The sequence below is a fragment of the Shouchella oshimensis genome (assembly GCF_004375095.1).
In the GTDB taxonomy this organism is placed as follows: Bacteria; Bacillota; Bacilli; order Bacillales; family Bacillaceae_D; genus Shouchella; species Shouchella oshimensis.
This window is the reverse complement of sequence record NZ_SNUX01000004.1, coordinates 582,972-600,787: the sequence shown is the minus strand read 5'-3', so window position 1 is coordinate 600,787 and position 17,816 is coordinate 582,972. Positions and strand designations below refer to the sequence as shown.

Here is a 17,816-nt window from a genome sequence, read left to right as displayed (position 1 = left end):
AGCCGCATCTCTAGTGAAGAGGGCGGCTGTTTGTAAGATGATTAAAATGTGAAGCTTTCATTTTGATTGGTAACAGCGACTATGATTTTTCCTTGGTCTAGTTCTTCTTCGAGCTGTTCTGCTTCAGGCTCGGAGAATCCTAACTCCTCAAACTTAGAACGAAGCTCGTCCCCTTTACTGCGGAACGTGTTCTTTATGGATGTACCAAGACCTGTTTCGGATGCTGTAATCGTATTAGCGTCTGCATTATCAGCCACACGATCTGTACGATCATCATCGTGGGTGATAACGTAAATATCGTCTTCCATGATGTTCTTTTGCTTTAATGCCTTCACTACATTCACGACTTCTTCATCGTTATAAAATTCTCTGTATACAGGTTTCATTGATATCGCCTCCTGTGTACTTAAGTACCCTGGACAATTTTGAATGAAACATCCAATAAATAGGTCATAAGAATCAAAAAATTTTATCAATAAAAGATGTACTAGCTGCTTTATTCATGAAAAAACCCCCAAGCCTATTAAACAGCTGGAGGGCGTTCGTTCTGATTAATGATCCGTTTTTCTAAAATAAATGGTCCGAATGGTACGATTGATGCAATCGTAGCAAAGACCGATGTTTTTAAATTCCACTGTTTACTAAAGAAGAAATTTGCAACGAAAAGCATGTACATAATAAAGAGTACACCATGGGCCATTCCAATCACACTAACAAACTCTGGAATGTTCCAGATATACTTAAGTGGCATCGCAAGAAAAAGTAATAATAGTAAAGATATTCCTTCAATATAGCTAACCCATTTAAACATTCTTATCCCACCTTCCCTCTCTAGTATAGCAATCTTTCTATACAATATGTGGGGGAAGCGTACATTTTCAGCTCGTTAAAAGCAAAAGTCAAAGGTTCTTCACAATTGTTGGGTTGAAAGTGGTTCAGGTATCCAATGACATGAGTAGGAACGATCTTTATTTAATTGTTCTGCATACAGTTCGGCCTCGAATAAATCGTTGAAAATGGCATCCTCTTCACTATTGTCGACCTTAAGAGTTTTCGTTATTCCATTTATTGTACAGATCAATTTAAACATGTCATCACTCCTAAGGGACTTTTTTTTATTATGCGCTTTTTATAAATAAATAGATAGAGATTTCATCTATTCTCCCCGTGAATCAACGGGACCATAGCTCATTTCACTGTTGAAAAAACGATATGCTATACTACTGTTGAGGTGAAAGCATGCACAATCGTACGGAAAGCAAACAAGTAGTGAATGAGAAGGTTTCTAAACAACTAAAGAACGGCTATCCACTTCTTGAAAAAGACTGGTTTTCTACAGAGGACCTGCAAGAAGGGACACTTTTAACCATAGAGGATCATTCCAATCGTTTTATTGCCAAAGCGTATGTCGGCAAGCAGAATGTAGGAAACGGTTGGGTTCTATCAACAGATCAACAAGAGCCAATCGATCTTGCTTTTTTTAAGGGGAAGCTGACAGAGGCTATTGAAAAACGTCAGGCTTATTTTCGGTCAGAAGATACGACAGCTTTTCGTTTATTTAATAGTGAAGGTGATGGAATAGGTGGATTACAAATCGATTATTATGCTGGTTACATTGTCATTACTTGGTATAGTGAGGGTATTTATACGTTTCGAGAATGGGTGTTAGACAGCGTTAGGAAGCTAGTGTCTTATGAAGGCATATATGAAAAGAAGCGATTCGCAGAAGATGGGTCTTATACAGGTGAAGATGATTACGTGGAAGGAAAGCGAGGCGAGTTTCCGCTTCTTATTAAAGAGAATGGAATCACATATGCTACTTACTTGAATGATGGTCCAATGACTGGAATCTTTTTAGATCAACGTCTCGTGCGTAAACGAATTATGGATCAGTATGCTGTTGGAAAACGTGTATTAAATCTTTTTTCCTACACTGGTGCGTTTTCAGTTGCAGCCGCAATGGGAGGCGCAAGTGAAACAACAAGTGTTGATCTAGCCAACCGCAGTAGGGAAAAAACAGAAGAACAATTTGCGGTTAATGGACTCGATCCAAAAGAACAGCGAATCGTTGTAATGGATGCGTTTCGCTACTTTTCTTATGCGAAAAAGAAAGAGCTAGAATATGACTTAATCGTGTTAGACCCACCGAGCTTTGCACGGTCTAAGAAGATAACGTTCCGTGCAGCAAAAGACTATTCGAAGCTTTTAGAAGAAGCCATTCCGTTAGTAAGTAAAGACGGTGTTATTATCGCTTCTACCAATGCTGCAAATGTTACAACGAAGCAATTTAAGCGCTTTGTAGATGAGGCATTTGAAGCGACGGGGGTCCACTATGAGGTGATAGAAGAGCACCGGGTACCAGCAGACTTTGCAACAACCCGTGCCTATCCAAAAGGAAGTTATTTAAAGGTCTTAATGATACAAGTACGTAAATAAAAAAGGATGATTAGATGAAGAAAAAAGCAATTTTAGCAGAAAAACCGTCTGTTGGTCGCGACATTGCCCGCGTTCTAGGCGCAAACCAAAAAGGAAACGGATTTTTTGAAGGCAAAGATGTTATTGTGACGTGGGGATTAGGGCATCTTGTCACGCATGCTGATCCTGAGCATTATGGAGAGCAGTATAAAACGTGGCGATTAGAGGAGCTACCGATGCTACCGAAGCGCCTTGATCTCGTTGTCATTAAACAAACCTCTAAGCAATTCCATACGGTGAAAAAAGTATTGAATCGTCAAGATGTTGGTGAAGTGATTATCGCAACCGATGCAGGAAGAGAAGGGGAGCTTGTAGCTCGTTGGATTCTTGCAAAAGCCCATGTGAAAAAGCCAATTAAACGATTATGGATTTCATCTGTTACAGATAAAGCGATAAAAGACGGTTTTAAGAAGCTGAAAGATGGTCGCCAGTATGAGAACTTGTTTGCCGCAGCAGAAGCCCGAGCAGAAGCCGACTGGTATGTAGGCATTAACGGTACACGCGCACTCACAACAAAGCATAATGCACAGCTCTCTTGTGGTCGCGTTCAGACGCCAACCCTTGCGATTCTGGCGGCACGAGAAAAAGCTATTCAATCCTTTAAGCCGGTGCCTTATCACACGCTGCAAGTAAGTGTAGATGGTGGTGCAATGTTCCGCTGGTATAATCAGAAATCTGGTGATGAGCGGATTTTCGATGAAGCAGAAGCGAAAGCCTTGAAAGAGAAGATAAAAGGAAAAGCCGTCGCTATTACAAGCGTGAAAGCGAAGAAAAAATTTACCCCTGCACCTCACCTCTACGATTTAACAGAGTTGCAGCGTGAAGCGAATAAACGTTACGGTTACTCGGCAAAAGAAACTCTCGGTGCTTTACAGAAGCTGTACGAACAGCATAAAGCAGTCACGTATCCAAGAACCGATTCGCGCTTTCTTTCTTCTGATCTTGTTGATACATTCAAAGACCGTTTAAAAGCCATTGATGTGCAGCCATTCCGCAAAACAGTGCTTGAAGCATCAAAGCTAGGCACACATCATGCGAAAAAACAAATGGTTAACGACGCGAAAGTATCGGATCATCACGCGTTAATTCCAACCGAACAAGCACCACCAATAAGCGCTATGAATGATAAAGAAACGAAGCTTTATTACTTGATTGTGCGACGCTTTTTAGCAAACTTTTTCCCGGCAAGTGAATCAGAGCAAACGGTTGTAGAAGCAGAGATTGCAAACGAAACACTCCGTACAAAAGGAGAGCGTATGATTTCTCTTGGCTGGCGTCAAAATGAAGACGAAGATCAAGCAAAAGAAAGCAAGCTTCCTAAATTAACTGAAGGAGAGAAGTTGTCGGTTAACCATACAGATTTAAAGCGAGGTGAAACAACGCCACCTGCACGTTTTAATGAAGCAACCTTGTTGACGGCAATGGAAAAGCCAGCTCAATTTATGGAAGAAAAAGACGCAACAATCTCTAAAACCCTTGCGGAAGCTGGTGGAATTGGTACGGTAGCAACCCGAGCAGACATCATTGAGAAGCTCTTTTCTAGCTTCTTAATTGAGAAAAAAGGCAAAGACCTTTATGTGACGTCAAAAGGGAAGCAGCTACTTGATCTTGTACCAGAAGAGCTCAAATCGCCAGCGCTAACTGCTGAATGGGAGCAACGTCTTGAGAAAATTGTGCAAGGGAAAGAGCAGAAAAGTGCGTTTATTGCCGATATGAAGAAATATGCTCACTCCGTTGTTGGACAAGTAAAAGCCGACACAACGAAATTCCGTCATGATAATAAAACAGGGGAAAAGTGCCCAGAGTGTGGTAAATTCTTGCTTGAAGTGAACGGGAAGAAAGGCAAAATGCGTGTGTGCCAAGATCGTGAATGCGGCTACCGTAAAAATATTGCGATGACGACAAATGCACGCTGTCCAAAATGTAAAAAGAAATTGGAACTTCGTGGGCAGGGAGACGCTCAAGTTTTCGCTTGTGTGTGTGGCCATCGAGAAAAGAAAGCTCAATTTGAGGAACGCCGTAAACAAAGTAAAAACAAAAATGTTTCGAAGCGTGAAGTAAATAATTATATGAAGAAACAAAACAAGCAAGACGATTTTGCAAACTCTGCACTAGCAGATCAATTAGCGAAATTAGGGTTAAATAAAGAGAAGTAGGTCACAGTCCACTGATCACATCAGTGGGCTTTTTGCGCCGTTTACATTTTGTTTATAAACCTTCATCGGAGCATAATGTGCGCTTTACAATTTTCCTATAAGGTAAAAGTGTAGGAAATAAAATTGGACAAGGGGTGGATGATAAATGAAAAAACAGTTCATTACATATGGTTTAGTTGGCGCAATGACAATCGGGTTAATCGCTACAACAACAGGTGTTTCTGCCAGTGACGATGGAAGTATACCAAGTCACGGACCCGCCAAAAATGTCATTTTCTTAATACCCGATGGTTTCTCCCAAAGTTATGCAAGTAGCTACAGGTTCTATAAAGAAGATGCTCTTCCGATATGGGAAGAAAAAGAGATGTTTGCTGCTATGGTAAAAACGGGGTCTAATAATGCGGCCATTACAGATTCTGCTGCAGCAGGAACAGCTTTAGCGACAGGTCATAAAACAGATAATGGTGTGATTGGGTTAGGGCCAAATGGCGAGTCATTCCCGACCATTCTCGATATAGCAAAGGAAAATGGAAAACGTACAGGTCTAGTAGCAACATCAACGATTACCCATGCGACCCCCGCTGCCTTTGCAGCAAAAGTAGAATCTCGAGGAAGCTACACAGAGATTGCGAAACAAATGATGGAAAACGAAAACGTTGATTTACTATTCGGTGGGGGGAGAACCGAATTTTTACCGGAGAGCGAAGGGGGTATTCGTGACGATGATCGAAACTTAGTGACCTATGCAGAGGAAAGTGGCTATACATACTTAGAAACCCGAAGACAGCTTATGCAATGGGAGGGCGAAGGTGATAAAGTACTCGGATTATTTGCAGAGGAAGCATTAGAGCCGTCTCTTAACCAACGAACGGACGAGCCAAGCCTAGCGGAGATGACGAACACAGCCATTGATTTCTTATCAAAAGATGAAGAGGGATTCTTCTTAATGGTGGAAGGCAGCCAAATTGACTGGGCTGGTCACGACAACGATCCTCTCTATGCGATGACGGATACAGAAGCCTTTGAAGAAGCCGTAAAGATAGCGGTAGACTATGCAGACACCCATGAAGATACGTTAGTTGTCATGGTAGGCGACCACGATACAGGTGGAATGGCTGTTCATGCCTCTGAAGAAGCACACCCAACGATGTTAAACCAAGTCCATGCATTAGGTAAGGATATGGCTGAAGCAGTTACCCACGATTACGCTAATCTAGAGGACGTTCTTAAAGAGAAAACAGCATTTGAATGGACGGAAGAAGAAATGGATGACTTAAAAGAAGCGGAATCGTTAAAGCTTGCCATTAACGGGGCGATCAGCGAGAAGACAGGCTTGGGTTGGTCTTCCTACGATCACACTGGTATAGATGTACCACTTTTCGCTTATGGGGCAGGAGCAGCATCATTCAACGGCACAATGGACAACACCGATGTTCCGAAAAAAATGCTTGAAGCCCTTGGTCTATCTGGACTATAAAAGAAAGAAACCGCCTGTCTGTTAGGAGAGGCGGTTTTCATCATTATTATTTTTTCGATATATTTTCAACAAGCTCTTTAATATCAATGCCGCTAGATGCCTTTAATGATTCTTGCAAGCCAGCCATGAGATCTGTTGCGTAACCAGTGACACGATTCGCACCACCATTTTCACCAGATCCAGTATCCACAACGGTAATTTTATCAATATTAGATAATGGAGAAGAAACTTCTCTTGCGTACTCAGGTAGCATGTCGATAATCATGCTGAGCTTGGCTGCTTCGCCATATTTCTCGAATGCTTCGGCAATCTTTTCTTTTGCTTCCGCTTCAGCAAGACCTTTCAGACGAATAACATCCGCTTCTGATTCCCCGCGGGCACGAACCGCTTCGGCTTCAGCAAGACCATCAACACGAACTTTCTCCGCTTCCGCTTTTGCCATCGCTTCCACCCGGTATTTATCTGCATCGGCTTCTGCGAAGTGTCTACTTTTCTCTGCTTCCGCTGATTGTTCAACAGAATAACGGTCCGCATCGGCTTTCTTTTTCACTTCTGCATCATATTGACGCTCACGACGCGCAATTTCTTTTTCTTCTAATTCAATTTGCTTTTGACGCTCAATAATTTGAATTTGCATTTGTTGTTCAGTTACTTCTTGTTTCGAGCGTGCTTCTTGTAAGTGGTACGCTTGGTCAGCTTGGGCTTTCGCTTGCTCTTGCTCACTACGATAAGCCGCTACCTTTAACTGATTATTCTTTTCAGATTCAGCAATTTCTGTAGCCCGCTCAATTTCAGAACGTTTCGCTTGCGTGTTCGCATCCGCTTGACGAATACGCGTTTCTTTTTCCGCTTCAGCTGTGGCAATATCTGCGTCACGTTTTACTTGCGCAATTCTTGGCTTACCAAGAGATTCTAAGTATCCATTCGTATCTCGTAAATCTTTAATAGTAAAGGAAACAATGACAAGACCCATTTTTGCTAAATCTTGTGAAGCCACTTTTTGTACCTCTTGAGAAAAGCGCTCACGGTTTTTGTAAATCTCTTCTACTGTCATAGAACCGAGAATCGAACGAAGGTGACCTTCTAGCACTTCTTTCGCTTCTTGTTCCCGATCTTCTCTTGATTTTCCTAAAAATTGCTCTGCTGCTGTCGCGATTTCACCAATGGAACCACCGATTTTAATAATGGCTGTACCATCGGCAATAACTGGAACGCCTTGCTCTGTGTACACTTCTGGTGTTTGGACATCCAATTTACTTGATAGTAATGACAATGGCTTTGCTTGTTGAAAAACCGGCATTACAAACGTACCGCCACCACGAACGATTTTGATACGGTTACCTGCATCGTCCATGTTTACATTTTTACCACCTAAATAACTTCCTGTTACAATAAGTGCTTCATCTGGTCCTGCCGTACGGTATCTTGTAACAAATACCCCTACAAGTACAGCTAGAATGACAACGACAATTCCAACAATAATGATAATTTCCATACCCAAAACAAATCCCCCTTAAAAATTAAAGATCATCGAGTGCCAACATTGTGACATAGGCAATCCCATTCTCCATCTTGACAATGACAACTTCAGTACCTGATGGAATAACTTGATTATCCAGACAGGCTGCTGTTTTCGCAATGGTTCCGCTGTCGCTACGAATGACAACCTCTCCGAAACCATCTGCTGGAACCGTCAAAATTACCTCGCCCTGCTTTCCTTCCAAGTCTTCATCACTATAAGCAACAGACTCTTCTGTATGCTGCAAAGGCGTCAAAATAAACAAATTAAATAATGTCGCCAAACCTAACGCGATTGCAGCAGCAATAAGACCGGCTACAAGGCTATCAAACGGTGAAAATCGCTCCAATATGTAAGCAGAAGCCCCAAAGAAAGCAAGTGTAGAAAGGATTAACGTCGGTGAGAGCCAGCCATCAAAAATGTCAAAAATGCCATCCAATATATCTGACAACAAGACATATAAAACGGTCAACCCACCACTAACTAGAAGGATTGTGAAGTAAATCGTTGTGAGCTCCATATAAATTCCTCCTTTACCTAAGTCTACTTTATATACGCCTCCAGTAGGGGAAGAAGTTTCAAGAAAATGAATTAAAATTTCGTAGAGAATAAAGACAACAGCAAAAACTATAAAAAAAGAAAAACAAATAATGAAGAGGTAAAAGTAAAATGGAGGAGTGATAAAGGAGTGCCGGCAGTTTAGCGCGACGAGTACGAACATAAGACGATGATCATGATTGGGTATTTCTTAAAATTGACTGAAACATTCTTCACCACATTTTGTGAGCCAATCTTCTATCAGATACAAATGTATAGAAAAACAGGAATTCTGTAGAAACATGACGAATGGAAAAAGTAGAAGACCAGATAACATAAATAGTTACAAAAATTAACAAAATGTATATTGGGAAATATCTAACTTATCTTACATTTGTTCTATTTTACCAGTAAAATAGAACCATAATAACAAAAAGGAGGTGGTAGGATGCAAATAACGATACCATCAGAGGAAGTCGGTGCCAAAATTGTAGAATGGTATAGTTGCATTATTGCACGATCAACGGATGAAGCCATTCTATTACATGAGGAAATTAAGCAGATGCTAAAAAGGATGGAGCCTAGTGACAGCATTTTGGCTTATTATTCGCTTGTAGAGTACCGGTATACGATGATGAGAGATCAAACGACTGATGAAAAAGCTGGAGATGAGATGATTGAACGTGTATCTCCAGCAGTAAGTGAATCACTTGACCATCTGTTAAGGTATATGTACTATTTTGTAAGCGGTCAACATGAGTTTATGCACCATCGCTATCGTTCTGCCATTCGCTTATTTCGTAAAGCCGAGCGATTGCTCGAATATGTGAAAGATGAGGCAGAAGAGGCTGAATTTCAATATTTCATGGGCATGGCACTAATGAGAATAAATCACAATGCTTACGCCTGCTCATACTTAGAAGAAGCCATTGTGACGTTTAAGCGATTAGGCTATACAGAGCGAATTATTTTCTCGACTAACATCTTAGCAGGTATTTATTCAATATCAGATATGCATGAAGAGGCAAAAGAAATTCTTGATGAGAATCTTTTATTGAGTGAAGGATTTCCCTATTCAAAGCATCTGGTTATCTTCACAATGGGAATTAACGCATATCGAGAAAAAGATTATAATAGTGCTAAAAAATTTCTTGAGCAAAACACCTTGTCTAACGATTTTCAAGATTATTCTGTGACGGCACAAGCTCGTTACTGTTTAGCTAGAGCTCTCTTTATGTTAGGAATTAAGGAAGAAGCGAAAAAAGAGCTTGAAAGAGCGATCCGTGATTTGAAAAAGCATAATAACGAAGAGTTTTTAATAAAATGCAGTATTTTGAAGAAATTATTTTTAGAAATAGATTATGAGGGCATTGAAAAAGATTTAACCTTATTAGAAGAACAGAATATGTTATATACATGTGAAGAGCTCTCTTTAGAGTTATCAGTTATTTTTCATGAACAGCATGATGTGGAAAGAGCGCTTAATTTTATGAAGCGTGCCTATCGTGTGAAACAAAAAACGCTAACGTTAGGAGTTGGTTTGGATTGAAGAAATGGTTGATAGCAATGACTGTGATAGGAATAATTGTTGTATCTCCCACAGCAAGCCAAGCTTTAGTTGATGGAGAAATTGATACACATACCCAACCAGTTGGTGGTTACTAAAACAAAATGATTTAAAGCTCACAATGTACCTGTACATTCCTGCAGTGCCAAACAAAAATCGTTAACGTTAGGAGTTGGTTTGGATTGAAGAAATTTCTAATAGCTTTGATGATGGTGGGATCTATTGCTTTATTGTCAGCAACGAATCAACCAGTAGCAGATGGTGACATTGAAATATATGTACAACCTGTGGCTGGTCACTAATATTCAATAAATTATAGAAGTATTTAATTTATCAAAGACTGCACCTTGTAAAAGGCTCCAGTCTTTTTTTGATGTAAAAATAGACGCTTAGGATACTTTCTTGTGGTTGCTTACTTGTTAGAACCCTGTTCTTGTAGTTATAGTTGTGATGAACTTGACTATCTCCAAACAAGAACCTACTAACAGGAGCAATGATCTAAAAGACTGAGAGGTAAATGTTACCATGATAGGGATGGAGAGCAGCCATTAGGGCTGCTTTTTTGATTTTGATCATGTATACGTAGAGTGGAATAAATCCATTTAATATCTATATTTGTGCTATTTAATAGGTGAATTTGCTACTTTACAATAAGAAAAATAATATTATCCTTAGAATAAGTTATCAATAAAGAAAGCGCTACCAATCAGGGGGAATATGGAATGAGTGATTTGAAATTAAAAGAAACAGGACGGAATCGATTCTTAACGGACGAGATCTATGGTATAAGGTTGCCTTTATATTTGGCTCTATTGATTCCAGCAATTCTTTGTTTGTATTTAAATATTTTACCAATAAATATTATTACAGGATTAATGATTACCATGGGATTAGGTGGGCTTTTTCTATGGATTGGAGATTCGATTCCTAAATTTTCAGAGTTTGGGGGAGGTACATTACTCTGCATTTTTTTACCTGCGGTGCTCATATTTGTTGGGGTCTTGCCAGAATCAATGTCAGAGATTGCTCAAAATTTTTATAGTGGATTTGGATTTCAAGATTTTATCGTAGCTGGATTAATTGTTGGGAGTATTTTAAGTATTAAAAGAGAAGTTCTGATAACAGTTGGTTTGAAGATGCTTATTCCTCTTATGACAACCATTTTATTAGGTGCATTAGTAGGTGGGTTATTAGGTCAGTTATTTGGTTTAGGTTTTAAATACACAATATTATTGATTGTCGCTCCCATTATGGCAAGTGGTTTAACGACGGGTGCCATTCCATTATCGCAAATATATGCAGACAATATGGGTGGTGTACCTTCTGATTTCTTTGATATTCTGGCACCTGCCGTCATGGTCTCCAATATTATTTGTATTTTATTAGCATCCATTCTTAATTTCCTCGGAAAAAGAAAGAAAACACCTTTTAAAGGTTTCTCAGGAAATGGGAATCCATTAAGAGTAAAAAACGATTCTTTTAAAGTGGAAGAAGGAAATCGTTTAGTTGAATCCATTAAAAATATAGGAATAGGCATAATGGTAGCTGGCGGTCTTTACATGTCAGGTGTCCTACTAAACGGGCTTTTTCCTTTCTTCCATACCTTTGTATGGTTAATTGTTTTAGCTGCCATTTTAAAACTGACGAACTTGCTACCGAATCAAATTAATAGTGGGGCCGAAGTGTGGTTTAATTTTATTAGTAGAGTATGGGTTCCTGCCGTCCTTGTAGCGATAAGTGCCAGCCTAATAGACGTAAATCGTGTACTAGATTTAATAACGAATCCAACAAATATGTTTGTAACGGTAATGGTCGTGGTAATTATTGCAACCATTGCAGGTTTTGCAGGGTGGATTATTGGTTTCTACTTCGTGGAATCGTCCATTATCTCAGGATTAGCTTTAGCAGACATGGGTGGAGTAGGAGATGTAGCAGTGTTAAAAGCAAGTGAACGAATGCAGCTCTTCCCATTTCTTCAGATTACCACGAGAATAGGTGGCGTTCTCACCATTGTCGTTATGAGTTTATTATCTGCAACGTAGTTTAATAAACACCCCCTGTTTTGTGACAGGGGGTGTTGTTTTACCTGTGAATGTTCGTTTCTTCAAGGTTTTTTTTAGACACATAAGTAAATAGCTCAAGAGAATGTTTTTTAGAGATGAACGGTTTTTTATGAGTTAATTGATAACAAATATAGGGTGGCGGATTGTTTTCCAACTGATAGCTATAAAGCTTTCTTTCCATAGCGATCTTATGGGCTATCCATTCAGGAACAACCGCCCAATATTTTGAGTTTTCCAGTACACCGAGTAGGATGTTCATGTTATCTAATTTGAACTGCTGGTGAATCATTTCCCCGCACCAATATTCGTGCCACATTCTATAGTCTTCCCCCCACGGCATATAGAGTTCATATTTCGAATCTAGCTCGCTAATATTTAAACTTTTCCCACCTAGGTATTTCTTCGCGCTTATAACAACAAGTGGTGATTCGAAATATTTACTTACATTGACGTTCGGGCTGTTTCTAATGGCGAGAGAAAAACCAACATCAATGGAACGGTTTTCAATTTCATCGTAGAGTTCTTTTGAATGTAAGGTATGCGTTGATAAAAACAAGGAAGATGTGAGGGTACTAATCTCTTTATAAACTTCTGGAAGAAAAAAAGTATTGAAGCTATCAACTGAACCTACGCTTAAAACCGATTTAGGACCACGCTTCTTTAATAAATCCATTTCTTTATCAATGTGATCCCATTGTTCTGCTAATCTCAGGAATTCCTCTCCAGCAGGCGTTAGCTTAATTTCTTTAACACCTTTTCCTCGTTCTATTAACTTAAATCCTAATTCTGTCTCAGCGATCATCAGTCTTTGGCTAATGGTGGTTTGTGCGATATGCAGCTCTTTTGCTGCCGCACTTAATGACTTCTTTTTAACAACTGCTAAAAATGTTTCTATAAAATTTAAATTCATAACAGACCACCTTATAACATATTTATCGTTATTTAATAAGCTTAATACCTATTTTACATTAATAAACCTACTAGATAAACTTAATACAATGATAACGCTATCAAGATGACGAGGTGTACAGGTGAAACCATTTAAAATACTCTTAACGGAGCATATTGACGTAAACGCAATGAAAACACTTGAAGAATATTGTACCATTACACAGGATGTTAATGAGATTGATGTTGTGGACGGTATTATCATTAGAGCTGAAAAAGTCACTCGGGATATGATTGCTAAAGCAAAAAACTTAAAAGTCATTGGAAAACATGGTGTTGGATACGATTCCATTGACATTAAAGCAGCAAAAGAATATGGCATCAACGTTGTATACACCCCACAAGCGAATATTCAATCTGTAGGTGAATTAATTATTGCGTTAGCCATGAATATGGCTCGTAATGTGAGTTTGAGCTTCGAAAGAGGAAAGCAAGACAAAAATAAAACAATCGCGCCAAAAGAACTAACGGGGTATCAATTAAGTAAAAAAACATTTGGTATTGTGGGTGCGGGTAAAATTAGTAGAATAGCAGCTACGATTGCAAAACAAGGATTTAATATGGAAGTCCTTGCCTATGATCCATATATTTCTAGAGAAGAGTGTGATCAATTAGGCATTCAAAAAGTTGATTTAGATTTATTGATGACTTCAGCAGATTTCGTTTCGATTAGTGTTCCATTGACGGAGAATACAAAGCACTTAATAAATGAATCGAAGCTTCAATTAATGAAACCAAGTGCAATTCTTATCAACACATCTAGGGGTGGAGTAGTTGACGAGGAAGCTCTTTATAACGCTTTAATTCATAAACATATTTACGCTGCAGCAAGTGATGTTTTTGTAAAAGAACCACCAACGAGTGAGAACAAGCTTTTAAGCTTGGAAAATTTTGTTGCTACACCTCATATTGGAGCCAACACCCATGAAGCAATGGCTCTTATGGGGTCTACCGTAGTGAACGAAGTGCTTCTTGTATTGAGGGATGAAAAACCAAATTATAGTGTTCTTTAAAAAGGAGAATGTTTATGAGCGTAGGGAAGCGAATTTACACAAATAGAGAGAATTTGAATCCGGCTTTAGTGGATTGCTTTAGGGAATATCCTTCAGCAAATGTATCTGATTGTATGGAACGGTTGTATAGCATGAATGCCTATATAAAGCCATTCGGCAAACAAAAAAGGCTATTAGGTCAGGCTTTAACTGTCAAAGCATCCATTGCTGATAATATGTTATTTCACCAAGCACTCCTTATGGCGCAGCCTGGTGATGTCATTGTAGTGGAGGCTGGAAGAGATATGAATCATAGTATATGTGGAGATATTATGTATTCGATTGCAAAAAGTAAAAACATTGCCGGATTCGTTGTTGATGGGTGTATTCGTGATGTTGATTACCTTCAAAAAGAAGATTTCCCTGTGTTTGCTGCCGGTGTAACAGGAAGAGGACCTTATAAAAATGGACCCGGTGAAGTAAATGTAGATATTTCTTGCGGGGGGCAGGTTGTACATCCCGGAGACATCATACTCGGGGATGAAGATGGCATTGTGGTTATTCCACCTCAAGAGGCTGAAGGTATCTTGGCAAAAGTTGAAACGTTACTTAATAACGAGAACCAATCAATGGAAATCATACAAAGTGGCAATTGGGAAGAGAGTGCGCTCGCAAAAAATATTGAAAAACACCTTGAAGAGAATGGGTATAAATTTATTCATGAATAGGAGGTCGTCAATTCACTAATTGATGAAGGCCGATGATATACGTTGCTTTCGAATTTATTAGTGAGCTCTATCCGGTTTGCAATGAATAGGTAACTAACCATAAAGCTACTTAGAATGTAGAAAACCCGATTGACGTTTCCGTTCAATCGGGTTTATTTGTTCAATTAAAGGATTGCATAATAGCATTCCCGAAACCTCTAACATCCTCTAAGTAATGATATCCTTCAGGAGACCCAAAGCTATTAAATGCTCTTACAGCCACAATCTTCTTTTCCGGTATAACTAGTAAGGTAACACCCGTATACCCTAGAATCTGAAACGCCCCTTTAGGTACTAATGGACCTATTTCTGAATGTTTTGCTGAAGAATCTTTGACAAACCACAAAAAGCCATTTTGAGGGAAATCTTGATTTTTAAACCTTGGACTTTGCAACGATGTAGCTAATTCAAGTATGTTAGGGTTTACAAGTTGTTTCCCTTTTACAACTCCTTTATTCAAATGCAATTGTCCCCATGTTGCTAGTTCACGAACAGAAGCATACATATTCATTTTACTGCCATCTATATGCTTGTCTGCGGACCAGTTTTTATCTTTAGGTTTACGTATGACTTCTACGAAAGTGTTGTCAAATTGATTATACCAATTTGTTTCTGTTAGGTTTAATGGTCGAAAAACTTCATCATTTACAATAGCTGCAATTGTTTTCCCTGTAGTATAGTTAACGATTGTAGATAATAATTCAATATTGATTCCCCGATATGCCCACCCAGTGCCAGCTGGAAATTCCCGATCTATCTGGTTATTACGCTGCATTAAACCATGTGAATGCGTTAATAGGTGACGAATCGTCGTTCCTTCAAACACAGCTTTTCGTTGTGCAGTAGGAAGATAACAAGTAATTTCTTCATCGATAGATTGAATAAAGCCATGATGAGTAGCATAAGCAACTGCAAAGCCTATGTAACTTTTTCTACACGATGCAAGGTGAAACTTTGAATCTGCTTGAGTTAATCGAGCTTTCTCTTGTTTAGAGTGTGTTCCCCAGTATTCTTCTACAACTAGCTCATTATTGTGTAGAATCATGAGGGCGGCCCCACTGCAATCAAGATTTTTAAATGATTTTATTACTGAATTTCGAACGATCAAGAAGTTGTTTTGCGATAACAAAGACATATATTAAAAACCCCCCTTCTTTCTTTTCTATTCAAAGATTTTAACTAAAGAGAACTCGGCAAATGTAAAAAGCGAGGGACAATACGTGATTCGTTGTCTTACATTTCTTCACTCAGTAAGAAATTCATTCGGACAATTAAGTCGTTCGTTTCTTGTCTAACTTGAAAGTAAAGCTCTTCAAATTCTTCTTTGTTCTCTGCTGGGTTTTCGAATTGCCCTAATTGTCCCCACATTTGATGCAGGTCTTGTATAAGTTCAAATAATTGCATGTCATACGCCGTTTGAGGTGCAGGGAAGAGAACCATCGGAGAGCCAAGCTTTTCAAATTCTTCTAATAGAATGGGGAGGGCATCATGGTTATACAGATCTTCCTGAACGATATAGTCTATGTTATGAATAGGTGCAGCGGTGAGGTAAATCATTTGCATGACGCCTCTCTCTAAGTTTGACGCTTCCTCCCATGTTCGGTATTCTGATGGATCTTTTCCTTCAAGCTCTTGTGGTGGTGAAAGCATGATGAATTTGTAGGCTTCTTCACGCAATTCCTCATCCAATTGAAAAGCCTCTGCTTCTATTATATTTATAAAAACATCGGCATAATTGGTGACATGGACGATATTCTCGTCCTCGGGGTTTGTAATGTTTCGAACCGGATCTTCGTCTAAATCAAAATAAATACGACCGTCATCGTCCATATAGTCCTCTACAATCTCAATTTGAGTATGCTCGTGTTTCATGTTGCCATCCTCATCATAGGGGGAGTCCATCGGAACTGTTAGAATTCGAAGCGCTTCCAATTCACTCTCACTAAGCTCTTCATCTGATGCATCTGTCGGTTCTTTCTCATCATCTTCGGTGGTTGTTTGTGAGTCTGATTGATTTGAATCGTTTGTAACCTCTTCTTCCTCTGATCCACGAACAGTAGAATGGGAGCGTTCTTCATTGTCGCTGTTTGTTTCTTCACTTGCATTTCCGCCGCAAGCAACTAAAAAGCCGCATGCAAAAGATAAAACCAAGAACTTTCTCATCTAATCCAACCTTTCATTTGTGATAAAACTATTCTATCATGCCTCATGAACCAATAACTGGAATCGTTTATTTGAGACTAGACCAAAAATAAATTAAATAATTTTTTAAAAACAGTTACCACTCCATTAAACTTCTCGCCAAATTCTAGTAAACTCAGTTACTGTCATTCCATCGAATTTCAATAGAAAGACATCAGGCTTTGTAGTCTCCATGAGAAAGTCAAAACCGATATGTTTAATGAAATTGCGAATCATTATTGTCATTACAAATCCATGAGTACTAATCGCAATTCTTTTTCCTTCAAAGTTTCTTCGTACTCTTTCTAATCCAAATATCGCTCTATCTAGACACTGATCATACGTTTCGCCGCCTAATATTGCGTATTCATGGTTCGAGAACATTTTTTTTACAAGAGGGTAAACTTGCTCATTAGGTACAACTTTGTCCCCTTTTGAAAATATACACTCTTTAAAGTTTTCGCATAGTAGTATTTCCTTTCCAGATTCAGTAGCTAATTCCTCTATTGAAAGAAGAGCACGAGTATAAGGACTTGAAATAAAAACCTCTATATCTTCATTCCTTAACAATGTAGTTAACTTACTAGCATCCATTTTTCCTTTTCGAGTTAGACCTCTTCTTTCTTCACTACCACCTAGTTTTGGTGATTCACAATGTCTTATCATGTAAATATGCGTTTCCAAAATGAGCACTCCTATGAATTCATTAGACAAACATTTTAAGTCGTTTCCACTGTACCTGGTTTCGAAAATGGTTGTAAAGGGTGCTATTAAAATGGTTATGAATAGAGACATACGCAGTTTTCTAGTTGGAGAAAAACAGCGCAGTGTCTACTTACCGCACTAGATGATCTTCAGAAACAAGTTTCTATATCCATAACGATTTTCATCCCTATTCGTTTATCTTCGAGAATGTTCATTAAAGCTGTCTCAAGGCACAAGGCTTTTTTGCTTTCAATTTTCTCCCCCTTCGGAACGCAAAAGTGAAGTGTGACGCTCTTGTGCTTCGATCTTTTTAACTTTTCGGTAATGAGTCTGCATGCCAACATAAACACCTACTGCAATAACGGTAATTGCAAGTGCGATCAGCCAAATCCAATATAAGAATGACAGTATGATAGCGCCAATGGACAT

General features: G+C 39.0%; 17 protein-coding genes. 7 read left to right on the top strand and 10 right to left on the bottom strand.

The genetic code is table 11. The annotated features are described in order from the left end of the window. Nucleotides 1–41: 41 nt before the first annotated feature. From E2L03_RS18520 to E2L03_RS18510, 3 genes are all read right to left on the bottom strand, one after another. Nucleotides 42–386, bottom strand: a complete 345-nt coding sequence (locus E2L03_RS18520; protein WP_038484302.1) for a YflT domain-containing protein — start codon at nt 384–386, stop codon at nt 42–44. 137 nt (nt 387–523) lie between these two features. Continuing rightward, the gene (locus E2L03_RS18515; protein WP_038484299.1) at nt 524–811 is read right to left on the bottom strand and encodes a DUF3817 domain-containing protein; all 288 of its coding nucleotides are present in this window, start codon (nt 809–811) and stop codon (nt 524–526) included. 99 nt (nt 812–910) lie between these two features. Next, nucleotides 911–1,090, bottom strand: coding sequence for a hypothetical protein (locus E2L03_RS18510; RefSeq protein WP_055736452.1), 180 nt, complete (start codon nt 1,088–1,090; stop codon nt 911–913). Nucleotides 1,091–1,239: 149 nt separating this feature from the next. On the opposite strand from E2L03_RS18510, the gene E2L03_RS18505 reads away from it, so the two are divergent. From E2L03_RS18505 to E2L03_RS18495, 3 genes are all read left to right on the top strand, one after another. Then, nucleotides 1,240–2,436: a class I SAM-dependent rRNA methyltransferase gene (locus tag E2L03_RS18505; protein ID WP_124742848.1), complete on the top strand. Its 1,197-nt coding sequence runs from the start codon at nt 1,240–1,242 to the stop codon at nt 2,434–2,436. 14 nt (nt 2,437–2,450) lie between these two features. Then, nucleotides 2,451–4,631, top strand: coding sequence for a DNA topoisomerase III (locus tag E2L03_RS18500; RefSeq protein ID WP_134260049.1), 2,181 nt, complete (start codon nt 2,451–2,453; stop codon nt 4,629–4,631). Between the two features lie 145 nt (nt 4,632–4,776). Continuing rightward, complete coding sequence (locus tag E2L03_RS18495) at nt 4,777–6,108, top strand: alkaline phosphatase (protein ID WP_134260047.1); 1,332 nt, start codon at nt 4,777–4,779, stop codon at nt 6,106–6,108. Nucleotides 6,109–6,154: 46 nt separating this feature from the next. Here the strand turns inward: E2L03_RS18495 and floT are convergent, their stop codons facing one another. Together floT and E2L03_RS18485 are read right to left on the bottom strand one after the other, a co-directional pair. Continuing rightward, nucleotides 6,155–7,609, bottom strand: a complete 1,455-nt coding sequence (gene floT / locus E2L03_RS18490; RefSeq protein WP_038484289.1) for a flotillin lipid rafts scaffold protein FloT — start codon at nt 7,607–7,609, stop codon at nt 6,155–6,157. Nucleotides 7,610–7,628: 19 nt separating this feature from the next. Further along, nucleotides 7,629–8,147: an NfeD family membrane protein gene (locus E2L03_RS18485; RefSeq protein ID WP_134260045.1), complete on the bottom strand. Its 519-nt coding sequence runs from the start codon at nt 8,145–8,147 to the stop codon at nt 7,629–7,631. A 465-nt stretch (nt 8,148–8,612) separates the two neighbouring features. Between E2L03_RS18485 and E2L03_RS18480 the strand changes: the two genes are divergently transcribed. Together E2L03_RS18480 and E2L03_RS18475 are read left to right on the top strand one after the other, a co-directional pair. After that, entirely contained in the window at nt 8,613–9,713 is a 1,101-nt protein-coding gene (locus tag E2L03_RS18480) for a response regulator aspartate phosphatase (protein ID WP_134260043.1), read from the top strand. A 740-nt stretch (nt 9,714–10,453) separates the two neighbouring features. Next, a complete protein-coding gene (locus E2L03_RS18475) occupies nt 10,454–11,773 on the top strand; it encodes a 2-hydroxycarboxylate transporter family protein (protein WP_051667688.1) in 1,320 nt (439 codons plus the stop codon). A gap of 40 nt (nt 11,774–11,813) precedes the next feature. Here E2L03_RS18475 and E2L03_RS18470 read toward each other — a convergent pair whose 3' ends face one another. Next, entirely contained in the window at nt 11,814–12,704 is an 891-nt protein-coding gene (locus E2L03_RS18470) for a LysR family transcriptional regulator (RefSeq protein ID WP_055735486.1), read from the bottom strand. A gap of 121 nt (nt 12,705–12,825) precedes the next feature. Here E2L03_RS18470 and E2L03_RS18465 point away from each other — a divergent pair, with 121 nt between their 5' ends. After that, on the top strand, nt 12,826–13,755 hold the full coding sequence (locus E2L03_RS18465) for a hydroxyacid dehydrogenase (protein ID WP_134260041.1): 930 nt from the start codon (nt 12,826–12,828) through the stop codon (nt 13,753–13,755). Nucleotides 13,756–13,769: 14 nt separating this feature from the next. After that, the gene (locus E2L03_RS18460; RefSeq protein WP_166740371.1) at nt 13,770–14,462 is read left to right on the top strand and encodes an RraA family protein; all 693 of its coding nucleotides are present in this window, start codon (nt 13,770–13,772) and stop codon (nt 14,460–14,462) included. A 160-nt stretch (nt 14,463–14,622) separates the two neighbouring features. Here E2L03_RS18460 and E2L03_RS18455 read toward each other — a convergent pair whose 3' ends face one another. The 4 genes from E2L03_RS18455 to E2L03_RS18440 form a co-directional block, all read right to left on the bottom strand. Continuing rightward, nucleotides 14,623–15,636, bottom strand: a complete 1,014-nt coding sequence (locus E2L03_RS18455) for a serine hydrolase domain-containing protein (RefSeq protein WP_134260037.1) — start codon at nt 15,634–15,636, stop codon at nt 14,623–14,625. Between the two features lie 98 nt (nt 15,637–15,734). Continuing rightward, the gene (locus E2L03_RS18450) at nt 15,735–16,664 is read right to left on the bottom strand and encodes a hypothetical protein (RefSeq protein WP_134260035.1); all 930 of its coding nucleotides are present in this window, start codon (nt 16,662–16,664) and stop codon (nt 15,735–15,737) included. A gap of 126 nt (nt 16,665–16,790) precedes the next feature. After that, complete coding sequence (locus E2L03_RS18445; protein WP_134260033.1) at nt 16,791–17,366, bottom strand: histidine phosphatase family protein; 576 nt, start codon at nt 17,364–17,366, stop codon at nt 16,791–16,793. A 270-nt stretch (nt 17,367–17,636) separates the two neighbouring features. After that, entirely contained in the window at nt 17,637–17,816 is a 180-nt protein-coding gene (locus tag E2L03_RS18440) for a hypothetical protein (RefSeq protein WP_038484267.1), read from the bottom strand.

Coding starts and splice junctions, on each gene's coding strand:
- E2L03_RS18520 (WP_038484302.1), bottom strand. CDS start 386: ATGAAACCTGTATACAGAGAATTTTATAACGATGAAGAAGTCGTGAAT.
- E2L03_RS18515 (WP_038484299.1), bottom strand. CDS start 811: ATGTTTAAATGGGTTAGCTATATTGAAGGAATATCTTTACTATTATTA.
- E2L03_RS18510 (WP_055736452.1), bottom strand. CDS start 1,090: ATGTTTAAATTGATCTGTACAATAAATGGAATAACGAAAACTCTTAAG.
- E2L03_RS18505 (WP_124742848.1), top strand. CDS start 1,240: ATGCACAATCGTACGGAAAGCAAACAAGTAGTGAATGAGAAGGTTTCT.
- E2L03_RS18500 (WP_134260049.1), top strand. CDS start 2,451: ATGAAGAAAAAAGCAATTTTAGCAGAAAAACCGTCTGTTGGTCGCGAC.
- E2L03_RS18495 (WP_134260047.1), top strand. CDS start 4,777: ATGAAAAAACAGTTCATTACATATGGTTTAGTTGGCGCAATGACAATC.
- E2L03_RS18485 (WP_134260045.1), bottom strand. CDS start 8,147: ATGGAGCTCACAACGATTTACTTCACAATCCTTCTAGTTAGTGGTGGG.
- E2L03_RS18480 (WP_134260043.1), top strand. CDS start 8,613: ATGCAAATAACGATACCATCAGAGGAAGTCGGTGCCAAAATTGTAGAA.
- E2L03_RS18475 (WP_051667688.1), top strand. CDS start 10,454: ATGAGTGATTTGAAATTAAAAGAAACAGGACGGAATCGATTCTTAACG.
- E2L03_RS18470 (WP_055735486.1), bottom strand. CDS start 12,704: ATGAATTTAAATTTTATAGAAACATTTTTAGCAGTTGTTAAAAAGAAG.
- E2L03_RS18460 (WP_166740371.1), top strand. CDS start 13,770: ATGAGCGTAGGGAAGCGAATTTACACAAATAGAGAGAATTTGAATCCG.
- E2L03_RS18455 (WP_134260037.1), bottom strand. CDS start 15,636: ATGTCTTTGTTATCGCAAAACAACTTCTTGATCGTTCGAAATTCAGTA.
- E2L03_RS18450 (WP_134260035.1), bottom strand. CDS start 16,664: ATGAGAAAGTTCTTGGTTTTATCTTTTGCATGCGGCTTTTTAGTTGCT.
- E2L03_RS18440 (WP_038484267.1), bottom strand. CDS start 17,816: ATGTCCATTGGCGCTATCATACTGTCATTCTTATATTGGATTTGGCTG.